The 23,568-nt window shown below is 70.6% G+C and carries 16 protein-coding genes; 3 read left to right on the top strand and 13 right to left on the bottom strand.

Annotated elements, in window-relative coordinates:
- Positions 1–22: 22 nt before the first annotated feature.
- Positions 23–1,243 (top strand): acetyl-CoA C-acyltransferase, encoded by a 1,221-nt coding sequence (locus CK485_RS20890; protein ID WP_109453409.1) that lies wholly within the window; start codon positions 23–25, stop codon positions 1,241–1,243.
- Complete coding sequence (locus CK485_RS20885) at positions 1,240–3,366, top strand: 3-hydroxyacyl-CoA dehydrogenase NAD-binding domain-containing protein (RefSeq protein ID WP_109453408.1); 2,127 nt, start codon at positions 1,240–1,242, stop codon at positions 3,364–3,366. The genes CK485_RS20890 and CK485_RS20885 overlap by 4 nt, the downstream gene beginning before the upstream one ends.
- 68 nt (positions 3,367–3,434) lie before the next feature.
- Here the strand turns inward: CK485_RS20885 and CK485_RS29775 are convergent, their stop codons facing one another.
- Together CK485_RS29775 and CK485_RS20875 are read right to left on the bottom strand one after the other, a co-directional pair.
- A complete protein-coding gene (locus CK485_RS29775; protein ID WP_241968507.1) occupies positions 3,435–4,748 on the bottom strand; it encodes an SPFH domain-containing protein in 1,314 nt (437 codons plus the stop codon).
- 288 nt (positions 4,749–5,036) lie between these two features.
- Complete coding sequence (locus tag CK485_RS20875; RefSeq protein WP_241968506.1) at positions 5,037–5,948, bottom strand: thioredoxin domain-containing protein; 912 nt, start codon at positions 5,946–5,948, stop codon at positions 5,037–5,039.
- On the opposite strand from CK485_RS20875, the gene CK485_RS20870 reads away from it, so the two are divergent.
- Positions 5,947–6,396 carry an NTP pyrophosphohydrolase gene (locus tag CK485_RS20870; protein ID WP_109453406.1) on the top strand — a complete coding sequence of 150 codons (450 nt, stop codon included), beginning with the start codon at positions 5,947–5,949 and terminating at the stop codon, positions 6,394–6,396. The two genes, CK485_RS20875 and CK485_RS20870, sit on opposite strands and share 2 nt — an antisense overlap.
- Before the next feature lie 16 nt (positions 6,397–6,412).
- Here CK485_RS20870 and CK485_RS20865 read toward each other — a convergent pair whose 3' ends face one another.
- The 11 genes from CK485_RS20865 to acnA all read right to left on the bottom strand — a co-directional run bounded on the left by CK485_RS20865 (position 6,413) and on the right by acnA (position 23,375).
- Positions 6,413–7,957: a glycosyltransferase family 39 protein gene (locus tag CK485_RS20865; protein WP_109453405.1), complete on the bottom strand. Its 1,545-nt coding sequence runs from the start codon at positions 7,955–7,957 to the stop codon at positions 6,413–6,415.
- A gap of 119 nt (positions 7,958–8,076) precedes the next feature.
- Complete coding sequence (locus tag CK485_RS20860; protein WP_109453404.1) at positions 8,077–9,663, bottom strand: amino acid permease; 1,587 nt, start codon at positions 9,661–9,663, stop codon at positions 8,077–8,079.
- Positions 9,664–9,865: 202 nt separating this feature from the next.
- A complete protein-coding gene (dxs, locus tag CK485_RS20855) occupies positions 9,866–11,791 on the bottom strand; it encodes a 1-deoxy-D-xylulose-5-phosphate synthase (RefSeq protein ID WP_109453403.1) in 1,926 nt (641 codons plus the stop codon).
- 221 nt (positions 11,792–12,012) lie between these two features.
- Positions 12,013–13,233 carry a sugar ABC transporter permease gene (locus CK485_RS20850; protein ID WP_241968585.1) on the bottom strand — a complete coding sequence of 407 codons (1,221 nt, stop codon included), beginning with the start codon at positions 13,231–13,233 and terminating at the stop codon, positions 12,013–12,015.
- Between the two features lie 86 nt (positions 13,234–13,319).
- Positions 13,320–14,108, bottom strand: coding sequence for an ATP-binding cassette domain-containing protein (locus CK485_RS20845; protein WP_109453401.1), 789 nt, complete (start codon positions 14,106–14,108; stop codon positions 13,320–13,322).
- 227 nt (positions 14,109–14,335) lie between these two features.
- A complete protein-coding gene (locus CK485_RS20840; protein ID WP_109453400.1) occupies positions 14,336–15,436 on the bottom strand; it encodes a substrate-binding domain-containing protein in 1,101 nt (366 codons plus the stop codon).
- A 119-nt stretch (positions 15,437–15,555) separates the two neighbouring features.
- Entirely contained in the window at positions 15,556–16,758 is a 1,203-nt protein-coding gene (locus CK485_RS20835) for an ROK family transcriptional regulator (RefSeq protein ID WP_109454297.1), read from the bottom strand.
- Between the two features lie 265 nt (positions 16,759–17,023).
- Entirely contained in the window at positions 17,024–17,956 is a 933-nt protein-coding gene (locus CK485_RS20830; RefSeq protein ID WP_109453399.1) for a carbohydrate ABC transporter permease, read from the bottom strand.
- Positions 17,957–17,970: 14 nt separating this feature from the next.
- Complete coding sequence (locus CK485_RS20825) at positions 17,971–18,903, bottom strand: sugar ABC transporter permease (protein ID WP_109453398.1); 933 nt, start codon at positions 18,901–18,903, stop codon at positions 17,971–17,973.
- 83 nt (positions 18,904–18,986) lie between these two features.
- Complete coding sequence (gene ngcE / locus CK485_RS20820; protein ID WP_109453397.1) at positions 18,987–20,390, bottom strand: N-acetylglucosamine/diacetylchitobiose ABC transporter substrate-binding protein; 1,404 nt, start codon at positions 20,388–20,390, stop codon at positions 18,987–18,989.
- Positions 20,391–20,654: 264 nt separating this feature from the next.
- Positions 20,655–23,375, bottom strand: coding sequence for an aconitate hydratase AcnA (acnA, locus tag CK485_RS20815; protein ID WP_109453396.1), 2,721 nt, complete (start codon positions 23,373–23,375; stop codon positions 20,655–20,657).
- Between the last annotated feature and the right edge of the window lie 193 nt (positions 23,376–23,568).

Raw genomic sequence — 23,568 nt, 5'->3', positions numbered from 1 at the left:
CCGCATCTGGAGGAGAGCCAACGTGCCTCGTACCGCTAGGGACGTCGTCTTCGTCGACGGCGTCCGCACCCCGTTCGGCAAGGCGGGCCCGAAGGGCATCTACCACGAGACCCGCGCCGACGATCTGGTGATCAAGTGCATCCGGGAGCTGCTGCGGCGCAACCCGGACCTGGACCCCGCCCGCATCGACGAGGTCGCGATCGCCGCCACCACGCAGATCGGCGACCAGGGCCTGACCATCGGCCGCACGGCCGGCATCCTCGCCGGGCTGCCGACGACCGTGCCCGGCTTCGCCATCGACCGCATGTGCGCGGGCGCGATGACCGCGGTGACCACCACCGCGGGCGGCATCGCCTTCGGCGCGTACGACGTCGTGGTCGCCGGTGGCGTGGAGCACATGGGCCGCCACCCGATGGGCGAGGGCGTCGACCCCAACCCGCGCTTCGTCTCCGAGAAGCTGGTCGACGAGTCCGCCATGTTCATGGGCATGACGGCGGAGAACCTGCACGACCGCTTCCCGCACATCACCAAGCTGCGTGCCGACGAGTACGCCGTGCGCAGCCAGGAGAAGGCCGCGAAGGCCTACGCCAACGGCAAGATCCAGCAGGACCTGGTGCCGATCGCCATCCGCCGCACCTCCCCGGAGGCCGGGGAGACCGGCTGGGGTCTGGCCACCGCCGACGAGCCGATGCGCCCGGGCACCACGCTGGAGAACCTGGCGGGCCTCAAGACCCCGTTCCGCGCGCACGGACGGGTCACGGCGGGCAACGCCGCCGGTCTCAACGACGGCGCCACCGCCTCGCTGCTGGCCGCCGAGGACGTCGCCCGCGAGCTGGAACTGCCGGTCCGGATGCGGCTGGTCTCCTACTCCTTCGCCGGCGTCGAGCCCGAGGTGATGGGCTTCGGCCCGATCCCGTCGACCGAGAAGGCACTCGCCAAAGCGGGCCTGACCATCGACGACATCGGCCTGTTCGAGGTCAACGAGGCGTTCGCCGTCCAGGTGCTCGCGCTGCTCGACCACTACGGCATCGCCGACGACGACCCGCGCGTCAACCAGTACGGCGGCGCGATCGCGTTCGGCCACCCGCTGGCCTCCTCCGGCGTGCGGCTGATGACGCAGCTGGCCCGCCAGTTCGAGGAGCAGCCGCACGTCCGCTACGGCCTGACCACCATGTGCGTCGGCTTCGGCATGGGCGGCACCGTGATCTGGGAGAACCCGCACTTCGACGGAGGAAGCAAGTGAGCACCGCTGAGCTGTTGAAGGGCGCGGCCGAGCTGTTCCCCGACGAGGTCGTCACGTCGGCGCACGTACGCCACCTCGACCTGCCGTCCGGCGCGGGCCGCTTCGCGCTGATCACGCTGGACAACGGCTTCGACCACACCAAGCCGACCACCTTCGGCCCGCAGTCGCTGGGCAACCTGAACGCGGCCATCGACCAGGTGGAGAAGGAGGCCGCCGCGGGCGAGATCGTCGGTGTCGGCGTCACCGGCAAGCCGTTCATCTTCGCGGTCGGCGCGGACCTCAAGGGCGTCGAGCTGCTGAAGCGGCACGAGGACGCGCTGGCCATCGGCAAGGGCGGCCACGACGTCTTCAAGCGCCTCGCCACGCTCGCCGTGCCCACCTTCGCGTACTACAACGGCGCGGCGATGGGCGGCGGCGTCGAGGTCGGCCTGCACTGCCAGTACCGCACGGTCTCCCGCGCGCTGCCCGCGTTCTCACTGCCCGAGGTCTTCCTCGGCCTGGTGCCCGGCTGGGGCGGCTGCACGCTGCTGCCGAACCTGATCGGCGCGGACCGCGCGGTCTCCGTCATCATCGAGAACTCGCTCAACCAGAACAAGCAGCTCAAGGGCGAGCAGGTCTTCGAACTCGGCATCGCCGACGCGCTGTTCGACGGCGCGGACTTCCTGGAGCAGTCGCTGGCCTGGACGGCCTCGGTGCTCAAGGGCGAGATCCAGGTCGTCCGTCCCGAGATCGACCGTGGCGACGCCTGGGACCAGGCGGTCGCGCGCGGCCGGTTCATCGCGGACGGCAAGGTGCACGGCGCGGCTCCGGCCGCCTACCGGGCGCTGGACATCATCGCGGCGGCGAAGAACGGCGATCTGGGTCAGGGCTTCGACGCGGAGGACACCGCGCTGGCCGACCTGATCATGGGCGGCGAACTGCGCAGCGGCATCTACGCGTTCAACCTGGTCCAAAAGCGCGGCAAGCGCCCGGCCGGAGCGCCGGACAAGAACCTCGCGCGCCCGGTGACCAAGGTCGGCGTGGTCGGCGCGGGCCTGATGGCCTCGCAGCTGGCGCTGCTGTTCGCCCGCCGCCTGGAGGTGCCGGTCGTGCTGACCGACATCGACCAGGCGCGGATCGACAAGGGCGTCGGCTACGTCCACGGCGAGATCGACAAGCTGCTGGCCAAGGGGCGCGTCAACGGCGACAAGGCCAACCGCCTCAAGGCGCTGGTGACCGGTTCGCTGGACAAGGCCGAGGCGTTCGGTGACGCGGACTTCGTCATCGAGGCGGTCTTCGAGGAGATCGGCGTCAAGCAGCAGGTGTTCGCCGAGGTCGAGGCGGTGGTGAAGCCGGAGACCATCCTGGCCACCAACACCTCGTCGCTGTCGGTCTCCGAGATGGCCTCGAAGCTCAAGCACCCCGAGCGGGTCGTGGGCTTCCACTTCTTCAACCCGGTCGCGATCCTGCCGCTGCTGGAGATCGTGCGCGGCGAGAAGACCGACGACGCGTCGCTGGCCACCGCGTTCGCCGTGGCGAAGAAGCTGAAGAAGACCGCGGTGCTGGTCAAGGACGCCCCGGCGTTCGTGGTCAACCGCATCCTGACCCGCTTCATGGGCGAGATCCAGAACGTCATCGACGAGGGCACCGAGGTCGCCGTCGCCGAGCGGGCGATCGAGCCGCTGGGTCTGCCGATGTCGCCGCTGGTGCTGCTGGAGCTGGTCGGCCCGGCGATCGGTCTGCACGTCTCCGAGACGCTGCACGGCGCGTTCCCCGACCGCTTCACGGTCTCCCCGAACCTCAAGGCGGTCGTGGAGGCGGGCAAGCGCGGGTTCTACGTCTACGATTCCGGCAAGCCGGAGCTGGACCCGGAGGTCGCCGCGCTGCTGGAGCAGGGCGACGTCAAGCTCACCGAGGAGCAGGTGCGCGAGCGCGTGCTCGACGCGGTGGCGCAGGAGATCGGCATCATGCTGGACGAGGGCGTGGTCGCCGAGGCGCAGGACATCGACCTGTGCCTGATCACCGGTGCGGGCTGGCCGTTCCACCTGGGCGGCATCACCCCGTACCTGGACCGCGAGGGCGTCTCGCAGCGGGTGAACGGCAAGCCGTTCCTCGCCCCGGGCGTGGCGAGCGTCCCGGCGTAAGGCGCCTCGCACTCCGACGCGTCGGGGCCCGTACGGTCGACTGCCGTACGGGCCCCGCGCGTCGCCGGCTACGGGGTGCGGCGGGCGGTGCCGGGGGTCCTGGTCATGCTGGTGGCGCTCGCCGTGCAGAAGGCCACGGTGAGGTCCTTGACCAAGGCCTTGCGCTCCCCGTCGTCCAACTCGACCAGACCGCGTTCGGTCAGGCCGCGCACCGTCTCGGCGACCGAGGCGACCACGTCGTCCAGGACCGCCCTGCGGCGCCGCGCGTCCAGGACCGCCAGGTGGCGGCGGCGCATCACCTCGGCGACCTCCGGCGCGTACGCGATCCGCACCGGGCGGGCGGAGAAGACCTCGATGCCCACCGGCCGCATCTCCCGGGCCAGCGCCCGGGTCAGCGCGTCGCCCACGTACTCGGTGTCGCGCAGGGTGCGCCCGGTGCCCCGGAAGTCGTCGGCGGGTAGACGGGATAGCACCCGGGTCACCGTGCCCTCCACCTGCTCGCGCAGGTAGCGCTCGCAGTCGTCCACCGCGAAGCAGGCCTTCGCGGTGTCGCGCACCCGCCAGACCAGCAGCACGGTGACGTGCAGCCGGGCGCCGCCCGCGTCGGCGGCCTCCAGCGGACGGCTGCGCCAGTGCCGCAGCCGCACGTCGACCCGGCGACGGCCGAGCAGCGGGTTGATCCACAGCAGCCCGGTGCGGCGGACGGTGCCCCGATAGGCGCCGCAGCGGGTCAGCAGCCAGACGGTGCCGGGCCTGCCGCGGGTCAGCCCGCCGACGCAGTACGCGGCGAACGCGGCCAGCAGCATCGCCGCGCCCCACATTCCGGCGGCGTGCCCCGCGCCAGGCGTCGCCGGGGGCGCGGGCAGCACGGTGAAGCCCGCCATGTGCGCGGGCAGCACCCCGAGCCGCCACACCGTCCACAACGCCCCCGCGACGGCGGCGCACCCGGCCACCACGGCGGGACCGCCGGGCCTGCTGTATCCCTGCCGCTCCCCCGGCGCCCCGGCGACGGCCCCCGACTCCCGCGGCGTGCGGGAGCGGGACTCCGGCGGCGCCTCGTGCGGGCCGTCGGGATCGTGCGGGTCGTCCGGGGCGTTCGGGTCGGCAGGCTCCCGCGAGTCCTGGGCAGCCCGCGGCTCGTCCGGCTCGCGGACGGCGGCGAGTTCCGCGGTGTCCTCCAGCGCGGCCGCGACGGCTCGGGACAGCCCCGCCGCTGGACCGCCGGTGTCCGCCCCCGGCGGGGTGACCAGTCCGCCGGGGCCCACCGGCGCCGGCGCGCCCGTAAAACCGGCCCTGCGGCCCCCGGAGAAGGGCAGCGCCGGGTTGCCGGTCGCGGTGAACGCGGTCGCGGTGGCGGTCCCGGCCGCCGACGACGCCTTCACGCCGCAGCTCCGCGACGGCCCTGACGTCCGGTCAGCCCCGCACCGGGGACACGCTCGATCAACGGTATGAACACGACACCGCTCCTCCCGTAACCCAGCCCTCTGACCTTCACTACCCCATCCTGCCCAGAAAGGGAACAAAAAGGATGGAATGTCAGTAGGCGAGTCGGATCGTCCGATTTAACGATTCGGACACGGGAGAAGCGGTGGCGGACGGCCGTCGGCCGGTCAGGACGAGGCGGTCAGGACAGCGTGCTCAGGACGAGCAGGACGAGCAGAATGAGCCGGTCAGGACGAGGCGGAGGGCGAGGCCGAGGGGTGCGCCACGGCGTAGTCGGCGGCCTTCCTGACCAGCTCGGTCAGCTTCTGCGGCGTCAGCTTGTCCTTGGACGGCGTGTACGTCGTGCCGTTGATCACGATGACGGGCAGATCGCCGTAGCCGGACTTGACGTAGTCCTTCTGCGAGGCGGTCACCCAGCCCTGGTGCATTTTGGTCTGCACGCACGGCTCGAAGGTCGCCGCCGCCATGCCCTTGACCTTGCGCCCCAGCTTGACCAGGTAGTCAGTGCTGCCGAAGCGGTCCTTGGAAGGGTCGGACGGCTGGTGCGCCCACAGCTCGTCGACGAACTTGCTGAAGTAGTCCTTGCCCTGGTCGTCGGCGCAGGCCGCGGCGTTGGCCGCCATCGCCGAGCCGTCGCCGCCGTAGGTGCTGTCGGAGGAGGTCACCATGTGGTAGGCGATCTCGACCTGGCCGGAGTCGAGCAGCGAGGTCAGCGTCTTGGCGTACGACTTGGCGAACTCCTTGGACACCGGGCTGCGCAGGTCCTCGTAGACCGTCATGGTGACCGGGACGGTCGGGTGGACCGGGATGCCGTAGATGCTGGGCGCGCCGGAGGCGATGCCGCTGGGCTTGCTGACCTTGGTCTTGTCGCCGCTGCGGACGTACGCCCCGATCACCCCGGAGACGCCGAAGACGGCGCCGACGGCGATGACCGCCACGATGGTGGTCCGCCACCGCTGCCAGCCACGACGCTGGGCCATCCCCGCGCCCGAAGCCTTCGGCTCACCCTGCGCCTTGGGGACCTCGGTCCCCTTGGACTTCGCCATCACGCGTCCCATCACTCCTGCGACCAGCCGTATGCCGTACCGCGCCTGTATACCACCGTTGCCGATGAACGCGAGGTGGCAGGGTGGTCCCATGACCGCCTCGCACCCGGCGCCGCCTCATCTGCCGCCGCTGCTCGTCGTGGACGCCGCCAACACCGTCGGCTCGGTACCGGACGGCTGGTGGCGCGACCGGCACGGGGCGACGGAACGGCTCCGTGACGCGCTGGCGGCCCTGGCGGCCACCGGGCTGCCGGAACGCGCCGACGTGCCCGGCTGGGCGCGACACGGCCCGCTGGACGTCCTGCTGGTCGTCGAGGGCGCCGCGCGCGGGGTGGGCCCGGTTCCCGGAGTGCGGGTCGAGGCGGCCGAGGGCAGCGGTGACGATCTGATGGTACGGCTGCTTGAGGACGCCGCCCGCGATGACCCCGGGCGTCCGCTGCTGCTGGTCACCGCCGACCGGGAGCTGCGGGAGCGGGTCCGGGAGAGCGGCGCGCACTGCGTGGGACCGCGCGCGGTGCGCGACGGGATGCCGCGGGCGTGACGCGGGCCGCGGTGGCTCAGTGCCGCAGCGCGTACAGCACCGCGCCGTCCGTCGTGCCGACCGGGCGGTAGCGGGAGCGCAGCAGGTCGCGGAAGCCTGGGATGCGGGCCGGGCCGTAGGGCTGGCCGCGCGAGTCGTCGACGATCAGGGCGGGCGGATGGCCGGCCATCTCGCGCCGGAAGGTGCTCCACGCGCCGGGGACGGCGTACCGCTCCCCCACCTGCGCGCCGCCCCGCCCACCGCTGAAGTTGGTGAGGAACCCGGCGGTCAGGAAGCGGCTCGCGGGGGCGCGGCCGGCCAGCCAGTACTCCTCCGGGTGCATGCCCCACACCAGCACCCGCGCCCCCGGCGGGGTGTCGCGGCGCACGGCGGCGGCGACGGTGTGCGCGTGGTCGAGGTCGGTGCGCGGCGCGGTCAGGCCCCACACCAGGAAGCCGCAGGCGGCCAGCGCGGTCCAGGCGAGAGCGGGGCGCCGCCAGCGCGGCCGCCGGCGCAGCGCGGCGGTGCCGAGCAGGACGAGGGGCGGCAGCAGTTGCAGGTAGTAGTGCCCGTAGAACTGGAAGCCGGTGACGACGGCGGCCAGCGAGGCGGCCAGCCATATCCACAGGTCGGCGTCGGCGAACCGCCGCCCGCCGCGCCCGCGCAGCAGCAGCGCCACCGGCACCGCGAGGCCGCCGCAGGCCACCAGCAGTATCCCGGCGTTGCCCAGGCCCCGGCCGGCGGCGGTCAGCCAGGCGGAGCCGCTGACGGTCGCGTACGAGCCGGAGCCGGTCACCGTCCAGAACAGGAACCGGCCGGGCCCGAGCGCCACGGCCACCGCGGCCAGTGGCACCGCGAAGCCCGCGGCCAGCCCCAGCGCGCCCTTCCGGCGCGCCCGCCCCCGCGCGTCGCCGCCGCCCGACCGCCACAGCATCCACACCACCGGCACGAGCACCGCACCGCCGGTCTGCTTGGAAAGCGCGGCACCGGCGACCGCGAGTCCGGCGAGCGTCCAGCGGCGGCGGTCGGCGCACCAGAACGCGGCCGCCGTCCACGGCAGCATGAAGACCTCGAAGGTGGCGGCCTGGGTGTCCTCGGGGGCGAGCCCTATCGACACCAGCAGGTAGCCGATCCCCGCGACCGCCCCGGCCCGGCCCCCCCAGCGGCGCCGGGCGACCGAGGCCAGCAGTGCGGCGGTGGCCAGGTGGGCGACGACGGCCAGCGTCCGCACCGGCCACAGCGATCCCGCGCCGAACAGCCCGAACAGGCCCTCGTAGAGCCAGGGGACCAGCGGTGGCTTGCGGTCCACCACGGTCTGGTAGAGCGCCCCGCCGTGCGCCAGCACGCCCGCCTGGGTGGCGAGGAAGCCCTCGTCGGGGTTCCAGACGGGGCGCAGGAAGGACGGCAGGTGGGTGATGGCGGCGACGGCCGCGAGCAGCGGCAGCAGCACGCTCCAGTACCGCCCGCGCCAGGCGGTGGGCCCCTGGGACCACGACGTCAGCGGTCCCGCGAGCCGTCCGCGCTGCCGGGGCACGGAGGCGTTCCCCCTGCGGGCACCGGCGGTCTCGGAGGCTGCGGGCATGTGTTCCAACGTACCCGGGCCGCGATCACCCGGGAAGGCGGGACCAGGGGTACTCGCGGGGGCGCGCGGGGGTTCTGGTGCAGCGGCTCCGGCCCTTGTTCACCGCGGTGTGGCGCCGTTCAGGCCCCGGCGCCCGGCCCGCGCCGCGGACCGGGGGCCCTCCCGCCTGCGCCGGGGCGGCCCGGGACGCCCACGTTCAGCCTGCTGTGGCTCCTGCCGTACAGGAAATAGATCACGAAGCCGATCGCCATCCAGATCCCGAACCGCACCCAGGTCTCGCCGGGCAGGTTGATCATCAGCCAGACCGAGGCGCACACCGACAGCGCGGGCACCAGCGGCACCAGCGGGGTGCGGAACGCTCGCGGCAGGTCGGGCCGGGTGCGGCGCAGGACCACGACGCCGACGGCGACCACCACGAAGGCGAACAGCGTGCCGATGTTCACCAGCTCCGACAGCTCCGAGATGCTGGTGAACCCGGCGACCACCGCGACCACCAGGCCCAGCAGCAGTGTGGAGCGGTACGGCGTGCCGAAGCCGGGGTGCACCCGGGAGAACATCCTCGGCAGCAGGCCGTCGCGGCTCATCGCGAAGAACACCCGGGTCTGCCCGAGCAGCAGGATCATGCAGACGGCGGTGAGCCCGACCGCGGCGCCGAAGCTGATCACTCCGGCGAAGAACGGCGAGTGGTTGGCCTTGAAGGCGTCGGCGAGCGGGGCCTCGGTCGACAGGTCGGTGTACTTCTGCATGCCGGTGACGACGATGGAGACCGCCACGTACAGCACCGTGCAGATGGCCAGCGAGCCCAGGATGCCGCGCGGCACGTCGCGTTGCGGGTCGCGGGTCTCCTCGGCGGCGGTGGCCACGATGTCGAAGCCGATGTACGCGAAGAACACCACGGCCGCGGCGGTGAAGATCCCCCACACGCCGAAGGTGGTCGGCCGGTAGCCGAAGAGCAGCTGCACCAGCGGCGCCCCCAGTCCGCCCTGCGAGCCGGTCGCGCCCTGCGCCGGGGGCACGAAGGGCTGGTAGTTGGCAGCCTTGAGGTAGAAGGCGCCGGCGACGATCACGATCAGCACCACCGTCACCTTGACCACGACCACGATCGAGGTGACCCGCGCCGACAGCTTCATGCCGACCACCAGCAGCCCGGTGAGCGCCAGGACCAGCAGGAAGGCCAGCAGGTCGAACCCGAAGCCGCCGGAGCCGCTGGTCCCGGACAGCGAGGCGGGCAGGCTCGCCCCCGCGGTGTCCAGCAGCGACCGGATGTAGCCGGACCAGCCGACCGCCACCACCGCGCAGCCCAGGGCGAGTTCGAGGATCAGGTCCCAGCCGATGATCCAGGCGGGCAGCTCCCCGATCGAGGCGTACGAGAAGGTGTACGCGGATCCGGCGACCGGCACCGTCGAGGCGAACTCCGCGTAGCACAGCGCGGCCAGCGCGCACACCACCCCGGAGACCACGAAGGACAGCGCGACCGCGGGGCCCGCGTTGGCCTTGGCGACCTGTCCGGTCAGCACGAAGATGCCGGTGCCGATGACCACGCCGACGCCGAAGACGGTCAGGTCCCACGCGGACAGCGACTTGCGCAGCGCGTGCTCGGGCTCCTCGGTGTCCCGGATGGACTGCTCGACCGTCTTCGTCCGCAGCACGCCGCCGCGGGCGCCGCCCCGGGTGCCGGTCGGGGGCTGTGGCGTCTCGGAATCCATCGGCGCACCTCCACGGTCGTCCCGCCCACCACGTCGTGGCCGTCGAGCGGCCATCTCAGCACCCGGCGGGGCGGGTCACCCGAAAGGGCACGCCTGCGGATACGCCGATGGGCGGGGCGGACCACCTTTTCGGGTGATCCGCCCCGCCCGTCACGTGCGGCGTTCCGCCCCGCCCTCACGCGTGGTGCGGCGGAGCCGTGCGTCAGTCGCCGACGACCTTGGCCTCCACCTGGTCCTCGCCGTAGCGGCCGTCGAGCTTGGCGACCAGCCCGGTGACCTGGCGGGCGATGTCGGGCGCGGTCAGCCCGGCCTCCGCCAGCACCTCCTTGCGGGAGGCGTGGTCGAGGAAGCGCTGCGGGATGCCGAAGTCGCGCAGCGGCACGTCGACGTCCGCGTCGCGCAGTGCCTGGGCGATCGCCGAACCGACGCCGCCGGCGCGGCCGTTGTCCTCGACGGTGACCACGACCCGGTGGCGGGCGGCGAGGCCCGGCAGCGCCTCGTCGACCGGCTTGACCCAGCGCGGGTCGACCACGGTGGACGAGATGCCCTGGGCGTCCAGCAGTTCGGCGGTCTCCAGGCACATGGGGGCCAGCGCGCCGACCGACACCAGCAGCACGTCGGGGCGCTCGGCGCCGCCGGTCGGCTCGCGCAGCACGTCCATGCCGCCGACCCGGCCGACCGCCTCGACGGCGGGGCCCACCGCGCCCTTGGAGTAGCGGACCACGGTCGGCGCGTCGTCGACCGCCACCGCCTCGCGCAACTGGGCGCGGACCTGGTCTGCGTCGCGCGGCGCGGCGATCCGCAGGCCGGGGACGACCTGGAGGATCGACATGTCCCACATGCCGTTGTGGCTGGCGCCGTCGCTGCCGGTCACCCCGGCGCGGTCCAGCACGAACGTCACACCGCAGCGGTGCAGCGCCACGTCCATCAGCACCTGGTCGAAGGCGCGGTTGAGGAACGTCGCGTACAGCGCCACCACCGGGTGCAGCCCGCCGGAGGCCAGGCCCGCCGCGGAGACGGCGGCGTGCTGCTCGGCGATGCCGACGTCGTAGACCCGGTCGGGGAACTCCTTGGCGAACTTCTCCAGGCCGACCGGCTGGAGCATGGCCGCCGTGATGGCCACCACGTCCTCGCGCTCGCGGCCGAGCTTGACCATCTCCTCGCCGAAGACAGCGGTCCAGTCCAGGCCTCCGGTGGAGATGGGCAGGCCGGTGTCGGGGTGGATCGGGCCGATGCCGTGGAAGCGGTCGGCCTCGTCCTGCTCGGCGGGCTGGTAGCCGCGGCCCTTCTCGGTCAGGCAGTGCACGATGACCGGGCCGCCGAAGCGCTTGGCCCGCTGGAGGGCGGACTCCAGCGCCACCACGTCGTGGCCGTCGATCGGGCCGACGTACTTCAGGCCCAGGTCCTCGAACATGCCCTGCGGGGCGATGAAGTCCTTCAGGCCCTTCTTGGCGCCGTGCAGCGTCTCGTACAGCGGCTTGCCGAGGACCGGGGTGCGCTCCAGCAGGTCCTTGCCGCGGGCCAGGAAGCGCTCGTAGCCGTCGGTGGTGCGCAGGGTCGCCAGGTGGTTGGCGAGGCCGCCGATGGTGGGCGCGTAGGAGCGCTCGTTGTCGTTGACGACGATGACCAGCGGGCGGTCCTTGGCGGCGGCGATGTTGTTGAGCGCCTCCCAGGCCATGCCGCCGGTCAGCGCGCCGTCACCGATGACCGCGACGACGTGGTCGCCGCGGCCGAGCACCTCGTTGGCCTTGGCGAAGCCGTCCGCCCAGCCGAGCACCGTGGAGGCGTGGCTGTTCTCGATGACGTCGTGCTCGGACTCGGCGCGCGAGGGGTAGCCGGACAGGCCGCCCTTCATCTTCAGCCGGGAGAAGTCCTGGCGGCCGGTGAGCAGCTTGTGCACGTAGGACTGGTGGCCGGTGTCCCACAGCACCTTGTCCTTCGGCGAGTCGAAGACCCGGTGCAGGGCGATGGTCAGCTCCACCACACCGAGGTTGGGCCCGAGGTGGCCGCCGGTCTTGGAGACCGCGTCGACCAGGAACGTGCGGATCTCGGCAGCCAGTTCCACCAGCTGCTCCGGGGTGAACCGGTCGAGGTCGCGCGGTCCCTTGATACGGGTCAGCAACGGCACCCGTGCCTCCTAGGTCGGTGGTCCTTCATGCCGAACGGGTCGATCATGTCGAACGAGTCGATCAGCCGAGTCTAATGTTCCGCTACCGCCGCCGCCGTCCGGGATGGGCGATGTACGTCACCCGAGTGACGGTGCTCACGACTGCGCCCGGCCGCCGGGGTCGGGTCCGGCGGCCGGGCACAGGGCTGTCACGGGCACGAGCGGCCCGCCTTCGACGCGGGTCAGGCGCGCCCGGCGTTCTTCTGGGTCCTGCGGGAGAGCGAGTCGACCACGACCGCCGCCAGCAGCACCGCACCGGTGATCATGTACTGGATCGCGGTGTTGAGGTTGAGGATGTACATGCCCTGCTGGATGGAGACGATGACCAGCGCGCCCAGCAGCGCCGACCAGGTCTTGCCGCGACCGCCGAAGAGGCTGGTGCCGCCGATGACGGCCGCCGCGATCGCGTTCATCAGGGTGTTGCCGCCGCCCTGGGTGGACTGCGCGGAGTTGACCTGGCCGGCCAGGAACATGCCGCCGACCGCGGCCATGGTGCCCGCGAGGCTGAAGACCGAGATGCGGATCCACGCCACGTTGATGCCGGCCCGGCGGGCCGCCTCGATGCCGCCGCCGACCGCGAAGATCTGCCGGCCGTAGGTGGTGCGGCGCAGCATCAGGTCGAAGCCCACGACGACGATCAGGAAGAGCAGCAGGCACAGCGGCAGGCCCTCGGCCTGGTTGAGCACCCACGCGGCGACGAACGCGACGATCGCGAGGGCTGCGGTCTTGATGCCGATGTCCAGCAGCGGGCGGAACGGCACCCCGGCCTTGCGGCGGCGGCTGGCCTCCCACAGCGAGGAGCCCAGGTAGAGCAGCACGGCGATCAGGGCAAGCCCGTACGCGAACGCCACGTCGGCGAACGTGTAGTTGTAGAGGTTGTACAGCAGGCCGCCGCTTTGGAGGTTGATGGTGCCGTTCTTGCCCAGCACCCAGAGCATGGCGCCGTTCCAGGCCAGGAAGCCGGCCAGGGTGACGACGAACGCGGGCACGCCGACCTTGGCGAAGAAGAAGCCCTGCAGCGCGCCGATCGCGGTGCCGGTGAGGATGCCCAGCACCAGCGCGAGCCCCTGCGACATGCCGTGGTTGACGCTGAGCACCGCGAAGACGGCGCCGGCCAGGCCGCTGACGTAGGAGACCGACAGGTCGATCTCGCCGAGCAGCAGCACGAAGACGATGCCGACGGCGATCATGCCGACGCCCACCACGTTGAACGCGATGGTGGACAGGTTGTTCGCCGACAGGAACGTGGAGTTCAGGCCCTGGAAGATGCCCCAGATGATGATCAGGGCGGCGATCACCGGCATCGAGCCGAGGTCACCGCTGCGCACCCGGCGGCGGAACTCGGTCAGGTAGCCGGCCAGCCCCTGCTCCCTGACCAGCAGCCGCGGGTCGACCGCCACGATGGCGTCGGCGGCCGGCGGTGGCGCGGCGACCGCCTCCTCGCCGGTGGTCGGCGGAGCGGCCTTGGTGAGGTCCGGGTTGTCAGTGCTCACTTGTCTGCCTCCGCGGAGCGCGCCTGACGGCGGGTCACGGCGTTGTCCGTGGCGCCGGTGATGGCGGAGATGATCTGTTCCTGGGTGGTCGACTTCACGTCGAAGACGCCGTTGTTGCGGCCCAGCCGCAGCACCGCGACGCGGTCGGCGACCGCCTCGACGTCCACCATGTTGTGGCTGATGAGGATGACCGCGAGGCCGCGTTCGCGCAGCCGTTCGACGAGGTCGAGGACCTGGGCGGTCTGCTCCACGCCCAGCGCGGCGGTCGGCTCGTCGAGGATGACGAGCTTGGGCTCGCCGATGAGCGAGCGGGCGATGGCCACGGTCTGGCGCTGGCCGCCGGACAGGGAGGCGATCGGGATGCGCACGCTGGGGATGCGGATGGAGAGGGTGTGCAGCAGTTCGCGGGACCGCTTCTCCATCTCGACCTCGTCCAGCACCCCGACCCGGCGGATCTCCCGGCCGAGGAAGAGGTTCTGCACCACGTCGAGGTTGTCGCACAGGGCGAGGTCCTGGTAGACGGTGGCGATGCCGAGGGCCTGGGCGTCGTGCGGCCGGCCGATGCTGACCCGCTTGCCCTCCCACTCGATCGCGCCCTCGTCGATCGGGTGGACTCCCGCGATCGTCTTGACCAGGGTGGACTTTCCGGCGCCGTTGTCGCCCACCAGGGCGACCACCTCACCGGCGTGGATCTCCAGTTCGACATCGGTCAGCGCCTGTACGGCGCCGAACCGCTTGGAGACCCCGCGCAACGCCAGCACGGGCGTAGCGGACACGTGAACCATCTCCTTCGCCGCCTGACCGGCGGGTACCGCGCCGGGTGTGGCGGCACGGTGGGGTTGTGCGAGACAAGGGCAGGGGTCGCGCCCCGCGGTCGCGTGGCGTGGGCCACGTCCATCATCCGTCCGGCGCCCGTTCCCGGCAGCGGGGTGTCGGGTGGGAACGGGACGCCGGAGGGGTCTTTTCGGACGGCCGGGGGCCGGTCAGCGACCGGGCCCACGCCGGGACGGGGTTACGACAGGCCGATCTTGGAGCAGGCCGAGGCGAACTGGGAGGTGCAGATCTGCGAGACGGTGTAGAGCCCGCCGTCGATGACGGTCTGCTTGACGTTCTTCTGGGTCAGCACCTGGGTCGGGATCAGCTTGGACGGGATGTCCTTGTTGGTGGCGCTGCTCTGGCTGTCGGGGGCGACACCGGAGATGGACTTGCCGGTGGCCAGGTCGACCGCCATCTCGGCGGCGGTGTTGGCCTCGTCGCGGTACGGCTTGTAGATGGTGAAGGCCTGGGTGCCGGCCACCACCCGCTGGACGCCGTCCAGCTGGGAGTCCTGGCCGCTGACCGGGGGCAGCGGGCTGATGTGCGCGGACTGCAGGGCCGAGATGACACCGGCGGCCATGCCGTCGTTGGCCGAGTAGACGGCCGCGATGTTCTTGGCGCCGAGGCGGGCGATCGCGCCGGAGACCTCGCTGTTGGCGTTGTTGGCGAGCCAGCCGTTGGTGTCGTACTCGGCGGCGATCTTCACCTTGCCGTCCAGCACCTTGTGGGCGCCGGCCTTGAACTGGGCGGCGTTCGGGTCGCCCTTGTCACCGTCGACCATGACGATCTGGCTGCTCGGGGTGGCCTTGGAGCCCATCGCGGCGAGGAGGGCCTGGCCCTGCTGCTCGCCGACCTTCTCGTTGTCGAAGGAGGTGTACGCGTCCACCGGGCCCTGGGCCAGGCGGTCGTAGGCGACGATCTTGACGCCCTTGTCGTGGGCCTTCTGGACCGAGGGCTGGATCGCCTTGTAGTCCACCGCGTCAAGGATGATGACCTTGTCGCCGTCGTTGATCAGCGTGTCGACCTGCTGCTGCTGGGTGTTGGCGTTCTGAGCGGCGTTCTCGTAGTCGACCTGGCACTTCGGGCACAGCTGCTTGATCTTCGCTTCGAGCATCGGCTTGTCGTACGCCTCGTAGCGCGCGGTCTGGTTCTCCGGAAGCGCGATGCCGATCCGGAAGCCCTTGCTGACGCTGGCGGAGCCGGAGTTGCTGCTGCCCGCCTTGCCGCACGCGGCCATGGTGGCGGCCATCGAGACCGTGGCCGCGGCGATGACGACACGACGCAGAGTGGTGTTCACGGGGTACCTCCCTGACAGGGCCGCAACGTTGCGGCCGAGGTGAACGTGAGTCAACTCTCACCTCATGATGCCGTCAAGAAGTAAATTATTAACGAGATGACAACGACACGCCTTGTTATCTATCTGAACGCGAGCGTCGCCGGAGCAGACGCCGTCAAAAGTGTCGAATCCCCCATCTCGCTGAGCACCAGCGCCAGCGCGCCCAGCACCTCGGCGCGGCCGCCCAGCGCGCCGGGCACCACCGCGAGCTGGCGCGCGGCGCTCGGGATCGCGTAACGCGAGACGGACTCGCGGATCGGTCCGAGCACCAGCTCACCTGCCTCCGCGAGGTCGCCGCCGAGCACCACCCGGCTGGGGTTGAGCACGTTGCACAGGTTCGCCACGCCCATGCCGACGTGGCGGCCGACATCGGCGACGACCCGGCGGCAGCCCGGGTCTCCCTCGCGGGCCAGCTGCACCATGCGCGGCACCGTCAGGTCGGGGCCGTGGCTGCCGCGCAGCAGCTCCAGCACGTAGCGGGCGGCGGTGAAGGTCTCCAGGCAGCCGCGGTTGCCGCAGCGGCAGACCGGTCCCGACTCGTCCAGCGTGATGTGCCCGATCTCGCCCGCCGTGCCGCCCGGGCCGCGGTAGATGCGGCCGTTGATCACCAGGCCGGCGCCCACGCCGCTGGCGACCTTGATGTACGCGAGGTCCTTCACGCCGCGCCCGCCGCCCCAGACCAGTTCGCCCAGCGCGCCGAGGTTGGCGTCGTTGTCGACGTGGACCGGCATGCCCAGGCGGCCGGACAGCTCCTCGCGCGGGTTGATGCCGCCCCACCCGGGCAGGATCGCGGTGGAGCCGAGCACCCCGGTGGCGACGTCTATCGGGCCGGGCACGCCGAGGCCGACGCCGATGACCTTGTCGACGCCGATGCCGGTCGCCGCGATCAGGCGGCCGACCAGTTCCTCGGCGCGGTCGAAGCCCTGAGCGGCGGAGGCGTCCACGTCGATCGGCTCGGTCTGCTCGGCCAGCACCTGGTGGGCCAGGTTGCCGACCGCGACGCGCAGGTGGGAGTGGCCGAAGTCGACGCCGACCACGATGCCCGCGTCGCCGGAGAGCGAGACGCTGCGGGCCCGCCTGCCGCCCGAGGAGGTGGGGGTGACCTGCACCGTCCCGTTGTCGCGCAGCTCGCGGACGATGTTGGAGACGGTGGCCGCGGACAGCCCGGTGGTGCGGGCGATCTCCGCCTGGGTGAGCGAGCCCGCGAGCCGGACCGCGCGGACCACGCGCTCCAGGTTGGCCCGGTGCAGGGACGACTGCGATCCCGGAGTCTGCGCGTGCATCACGTACATCCACTCCTGCCTCGGCAGGCAGCACGACGACCGCCCGACGGGACGGGGCCGCGACTGTGAGACCCCGTCGTCTACAACATGTGAACTCTAAGCAGAGCCGCAGGGGTTGTGTCCCGTCAAGGGATAGACCGGCACCAACCCCGGATGATCACACATCGTACGCAGTACGGGACCGACTCGCCCATCCGGGCGATATGTCGGGAAAGTGCCCGTTGAAGAAGTGGACGAAGCCTGAACGGCTTGACGCCGTTACGTCCTACTTCAGCGTGCCGGCGGTCAGGCCCGCCTGGACCTGGCGCTGGAAGGACAGGTAGACCACCAGCACCGGCACCATGGCGATGGTCATCCCGGCGAAGAGGGCGGGCATGTCGTTCTTGTACCCGGACTGGAACATCAGGTTGACCAGGCCCTGGGTGAGCACCGAGCGGTCCGGGTCGGTGCCGGACTGCTTCTGCATCAAGGTCAGCGGCAGGATGTACTGGTTCCACTGCCCCAGCACGTTGAAGATCCCCACGCTGACCAGCCCGGGCTTCGCCAGGGGCAGCATGACCTGGAAGAACGCCCGGGTGTGCGAGCAGCCGTCGAGCATCGCGGCCTCGTGCAGCGCGGTCGGCAGCGTGCGGAAGAACGCGTACATGAAGAAGACCGTGAACGGCATCGAGTACGCGACGTAGACCAGGATCAGCCCCTGGTAGGTGTTGAGCATGCCGAAGTTCTTCAGCATGAAGAACAGCGGCACCAGCGCCAGGTACGGCGGGAACATCGCGCCGGCGACGAAGAAGAAGTACAGCGCCCGGTTGCCCCGGAACTCGTAGCGGGCCAGCACGTAGGCGGCCATCGAGCCGAAGAGCATGGTGAGGGAGACCGAGAAGACCAGCACGATCGCGGTGTGCAGCAGGAAGCCGCCCACCCCCTTGTCCCACGCGCGCTGGAAGGCGCCGAACGACCAGTCGGCGGGCCAGGTCCAGGCGCTGCCGCCGATCTGCGCGTCGGTCTTGAACGACCCCAGCACCACCCAGGCGATGGGCAGCACGATCAGCACCGCCCACAGCGCGAGGAAGCCGTGCGAGAAGACGTTGAGCACCCGGCCGGAGTCGGCGAACCGCTCCTGGTCCGACGCGCGGCGCGGGCGGTCGGACGGACGGGGGCCGTCCACGCCCTCGATGGGGTCCTTGATCGGCGTACTCATGGCTCCAGCCCCGCTCAGAACTCGATGCGCTCTCGGCGGGTGACCCGCAGCGCGAAGACCGACACGACGAGGGTGACGAGCAGGATCACGACGCCCATGGCGCAGGCGTATCCGCTCTTTCCGTAGAACAGGAAGTTGCGCATCAGGTAGGTGGACAGCACCTCGCTGTGGTAATCGGGGCCGCCGCCGTACGCGGTGCCCGGGGTGAGGGTGGAGACCAGGGCGAAGAAGTCCATGGCGGCGATGGCGAGATAGACCCAGGCGGTCTGCACGCTGTCCCACAGCAGGGGCATCGTGACCCGGAAGAAGGTCTGCCCCCGGCCCGCGCCGTCCAGCAGCGCGGCCTCGAAGACCTCGCGGGGGATGGACTGCATGGCGGCGGAGAACAGCACCAGGTAGAAGCCGACGCCCTGCCACACCACGATGGCCAGCAGGCACCACAGCACGGTGCCGGGGTCGTTGAGCCATTCGATGGGGTTCTGCGGGTTCTCCAGGCCGACCTTCACCAGGATGCCGTTGAGCAGGCCGCCGCTGTCGCTGCGGTAGACCGCCTCGAAGAGCACCGCGAGGATGGCCACCGACAGCACCTGCGGGAAGAAGAAGACCACCCGGTAGAAGCCGGAGCCGCGAACTCCCTGTACCCCCCCGGTCGTTCCGCGTCCGCCGACGTTCAGCATGAACGCGAAGAACAGCGCGAGCAGAATGGTGATCACCGGCAGGAAGACCAGCAGCAGCACGTTGTGCAGCAGCGCCTCGCGGAAGACCGTGTCGCCGAAGAGCGTAGTGTAGTTCCTCAGCCCGACGAAGTGCATGGTCTGCGACTCGCCCGACCAGTCGGTGAGCGAGTAGCCGAAGGTCTGGACGTACGGCCACACCATCAGGACCGTGTAGAGCACCACGGGCACGAAGAGGAATCCCACGATGAACGGGTACTTGCGGTGTCGCATGGCTCCTGCCCGGTCTCGGCGGCGGTGGCGGCACGCGGTCGGCGCGTGCCGCCACCGGTGACGGTGTGTGCGGCGGGGACGGGTCAGGACCCGCCCTTGGCCGCCTTCTGGGCGGAGGCCTTGACCGTCTTCAGCCACTGGTCGGGCTTCATGCGGTTGGCCATCAGCTCGGCGCTGGCGTTGTCCATGTCGGTGGCGAACGCGCTGTAGTCGGTGACGTAGGTCGGGTTGAAGACGTTGGCGCCGGCCGCCTTCAGCGCGGTGACCGTGGACTGGGTGCCGGGGCGCAGCTTGACGCTGGGGTCCACGCCGTCCTTGACGACGGTGAGCGAGTTGGCGGCCTGGGCGAAGGCGGTGGCGCCCTTCTTGCTGAGCATCAGCCGCATGAACTCCATGCCGCCGGCCGCGTTCTTCGCCTGCCGGGGCACGATGTACGGCTCGTTGGCGCCGCCGCGGATGGCCTGGAAGGGCATCTTGTCGCCCGACAACGACGGCATCGGCATGAACGTCATCTCGAAGTCCGACGGCGTCGCCTTCAGTTGCTCGTTCTCCAGCCAGGCGCCGCACGGGATGAACGCGGCCTTGTACTGGTTCCAGGCGGTCTGCGACTCGATGTGCGTCATGCCGTTGGTGCCCGGCAGCAGGTAGTCCTTCTGCACGATCTCGTAGATCGCCTCGATGGCGTTGCGCGCCGGGTCCTCGTCCCAGATCGTCGGGTCCATCTTGTCGAGCCGGGTCAGGAAGTCGGTGCCGCCGTTCTTGATGGCCAGGTCCGTTATGGCCACGTCGATGTAGTACGGGTACTTGCCCTGGTGGGCGAAGGGCGCGATGCCGGCCTTCTTGATCTCGGCGCCCAGCGAGATGAAGTCGTCCCACGTCTTCGGCTCGCTCCAGCCGTGCTGCTTGAACAGCTTGCCGGAGTACCACAGGCCGAAGACCGTGTAGACGTACTGGAGGGTGACGAACTTGCCGTTGACCGTGCCGAGGTCGACGGTGCCCGGCATCAGGATGTCGCTCACCTTCTTGCTCGGGTCGTCCACCGAGGGCGCCTGGAGCAGTGGGGTGAGGTCGGTCAGCTGGCCGGCCTTCTCCAGCACGTCCAGCTTGATCTGCTGGTTGCCGGAGTCGTCGATGATGTCCGGCGGGTCGCCCGCGTTGAGGCGGGGCTGCACCAGACCGGTGATGTTCTGGGTGGCCGTGTGGGAGACCTTGGCCTTGGGGTGCTCGGTGCGGTACATCGCCTCGAAGCGCTTGGCGTAGTCGTCGCCGAATCCGCCGTTGAAGATCACCACGTCCAGCGGTGCCGTGTCCACGACGCCGAACGGGTTGGTGGCGGTCTTGGTGCCGTTCTCCTGCTTGGTGCCGCCGCCGCTCGAAGCGCAGCCGCTCAGCAGACCCGCGGCCGGCACCGCGACGATGCCCAGCGCTGCGGCGCGCTGGATGAGGTCACGGCGGCTGAGCCGGTTGGGCTCACTGGTCGATCCCATGCTCAAGTCCTCGCTTTCTCCAGGACTCAGGCGGTGCACCGGATCCGGCGCCGGTTACCGCTGTTGGCTGAAGCTGGTGGAACGACGGCCGTTGAACGCGGACAGGTATAGTCCACTCTTCATGTACAGGGCAAGATCGAATGCGGCCTCGCACGGGAAGCTTTCCCGGGTTGTGACCTCCTTCGGTCAGAAGATACGGAAAAGGCCGCACCCCGCACTACGCGGGATGCGGCCTTTCCGCTCTTTTTCCTGCTGGTGGACGCGTTACTTGCGGATCAGCGACCGCAGGACGTACTGCATGATGCCGCCGTTGCGGTAGTAGTCCGCCTCACCCGGCGTGTCGATGCGCACCACCGCGTCGAACTCGACACCGGTGTCGGTGGACACCTTCACGGTGCGCGGGGTGGTGCCGTCGTTGAGCTGGGTGACACCGGTGATGGAGAAGGTCTCCTCGCCGGTCAGGCCCAGCGACTGCGCCGAGGCGCCCTCGGGGAACTGCAGCGGCAGCACGCCCATGCCGATGAGGTTCGAGCGGTGGATGCGCTCGTAGGACTCGGCGATGACGGCCTTGACGCCCAGCAGCGCGGTGCCCTTGGCCGCCCAGTCGCGGGACGAGCCGGAGCCGTACTCCTTGCCGGCCAGGATGACCAGCGGGACACCGGCCGCCTGGTAGTTCTGCGACGCGTCGTAGATGAACGAGACCGGGCCGCCCTCGACGGTGAAGTCGCGGGTGTAGCCGCCCTCGGTGCCCGGCGCGACCTGGTTGCGCAGGCGGATGTTGGCGAAGGTGCCGCGGATCATCACCTCGTGGTTGCCGCGCCGCGAGCCGTAGGAGTTGAAGTCGCGGCGCTCCACACCGTGCTCGGTGAGGTACTTGCCGGCCGGGGTGTCGGCCTTGATGGCACCGGCCGGGGAGATGTGGTCGGTGGTGACCGAGTCGCCGAGCTTGGCCAGCACCCGGGCGCCGGCGATGTCCTCGACCGGGGACGGGTCCATCGACATGCCCTCGAAGTACGGGGGCTTGCGCACGTAGGTGGACTGCGGGTCCCACTCGAAGGTGTTGCCGGTCGGGATCGGCAGCGACTGCCACTGGGCGTCGCCGGCGAACACGTCGCTGTAGGAGGTGGCGAACATGTCCTGGCCGATCGCGGAGGCGACGACCTCGTTGACCTCCTGCTCGGACGGCCAGATGTCGGCCAGGTGCACCGGGTTGCCCTCGGTGTCGGTGCCCAGCGCGTCCTTGGTGATGTCCACCTTCATGGAGCCCGCGATGGCGTACGCGACGACCAGCGGCGGGGAGGCCAGGTAGTTCATCTTGACGTCGGGGTTGATCCGGCCCTCGAAGTTGCGGTTGCCGGAGAGCACCGAAGTGACCGCCAAGTCGGCGTCGTTGACCGCCTTGGAGACCTCCTCCGGCAGCGGGCCGGAGTTGCCGATGCAGGTGGTGCAGCCGTAGCCCACCAGGTTGAAGCCCAGCTTGTCCAGGTACGGGGTGAGGCCGGCGCGGTCGTAGTAGTCCATGACGACCTTGGAGCCCGGGGCCAGCGTGGTCTTCACCCACGGCTTGCGGGTCAGGCCCTTCTCCACCGCCTTCTTGGCCACCAGCGCGGCGGCGACCATGACGTACGGGTTGGAGGTGTTGGTGCACGAGGTGATCGCGGCGACGGTGACGGCGCCGTGGTCGATCTCGTACGCCGAGCCGTCGGGGGCGGTGACCTGGGTCGGCTTCGTCGGCACGCCGTTGGAGACCGCCGGGGCGTCGGAGGCCGGGAAGGACTCCTTGCCCGCCTCGTCGAGGTCGGAGTCCGAGACGTACGCCTTCACGTCCTGGGCGAACTGCTGGGCGGCCTCGGCCAGGACAATGCGGTCCTGCGGGCGCTTGGGGCCGGCGATGGAGGGGACGACCGTGGACAGGTCGAGCTCCAGCTTCTCGGAGAAGTCCGGCTCGGCGGCCGGGTCGAGCCACAGGCCCTGCTCCTTGGCGTACGCCTCGACGAGCGCGACCTGCTGCTCGGGGCGGCCGGTGAGCTTGAGGTAGTTGATGGTCTCGACGTCGATCGGGAAGATCGCGGCGGTCGAGCCGAACTCCGGCGACATGTTGCCGATGGTGGCGCGGTTCGCGAGCGGGACGGACGAGACGCCCTCGCCGTAGAACTCCACGAACTTGCCGACCACACCGTGCTTGCGCAGCATCTCGGTGATGGTCAGGACCAGGTCGGTGGCGGTGGTGCCGGTCGGCAGGTTGCCGGTGAGCTTGAAGCCGACGACGCGCGGGATGAGCATCGAGACCGGCTGGCCGAGCATCGCGGCCTCGGCCTCGATGCCGCCGACGCCCCAGCCGAGCACGCCGAGGCCGTTGACCATGGTGGTGTGCGAGTCGGTGCCGACCAGGGTGTCCGGGTAGGCCTGGCCGCCGCGGACCATGACCGTGCGGGCCAGGTGCTCGATGTTGACCTGGTGGACGATGCCGGTGCCGGGCGGGACGACCTTGAACTCGTCGAACGCGGTCTGGCCCCAGCGCAGGAACTGGTAGCGCTCCTTGTTGCGGCCGTACTCCAGCTCCACGTTCTGCGCGAAGGAGTCCGGGGTGCCGAAGCGGTCGGCGATGACGGAGTGGTCGATGACCAGCTCGGCCGGGGCCAGCGGGTTGATCTTCGCCGGGTCGCCGCCCAGCTCCTTGACCGCCTCCCGCATGGTGGCGAGGTCCACCACGCAGGGCACGCCGGTGAAGTCCTGCATGATCACACGGGCGGGGGTGAACTGGATCTCCTGGCTGGGCTGGGCCTGCGAGTCCCACTCGCCCAGCGCGCGGATGTGGTCGGCGGTGATGTTGGCGCCGTCCTCGGTGCGCAGCAGGTTCTCCAGCAGCACCTTCAGGCTGTACGGCAGGCGGGCGGAGCCCTTGACCTTGTCCAGCCGGAAGATCTCGTACGACTCGTCGCCCACGCGCAGCGTGCTGCGGGCGTCGAAGCTGTTCGCCGACACGACAGTCTCCTTATGCATGATCCAGCGCGTACCACAGCAATCCTGCCGCCGCAGGTCCCCGCCGATCCGCTAAGGTGTACCTAAGTTAGGGTCACCTTACTGGCGCGACAGCGGTACGCCCCTGAGTAGATATCTCGATGTCGAGATAACTCTAGTACATCACCGCCGGTCGGTCATGCCTCGTCCCCGGTGG

This window comes from Streptomyces sp. ICBB 8177 (genome assembly GCF_003144095.1).
GTDB lineage: Bacteria > Actinomycetota > Actinomycetes > Streptomycetales > Streptomycetaceae > Streptantibioticus_D.
Note: the sequence above shows the minus strand (reverse complement) of the source record. Positions and strands in the feature narration are given on the sequence as shown.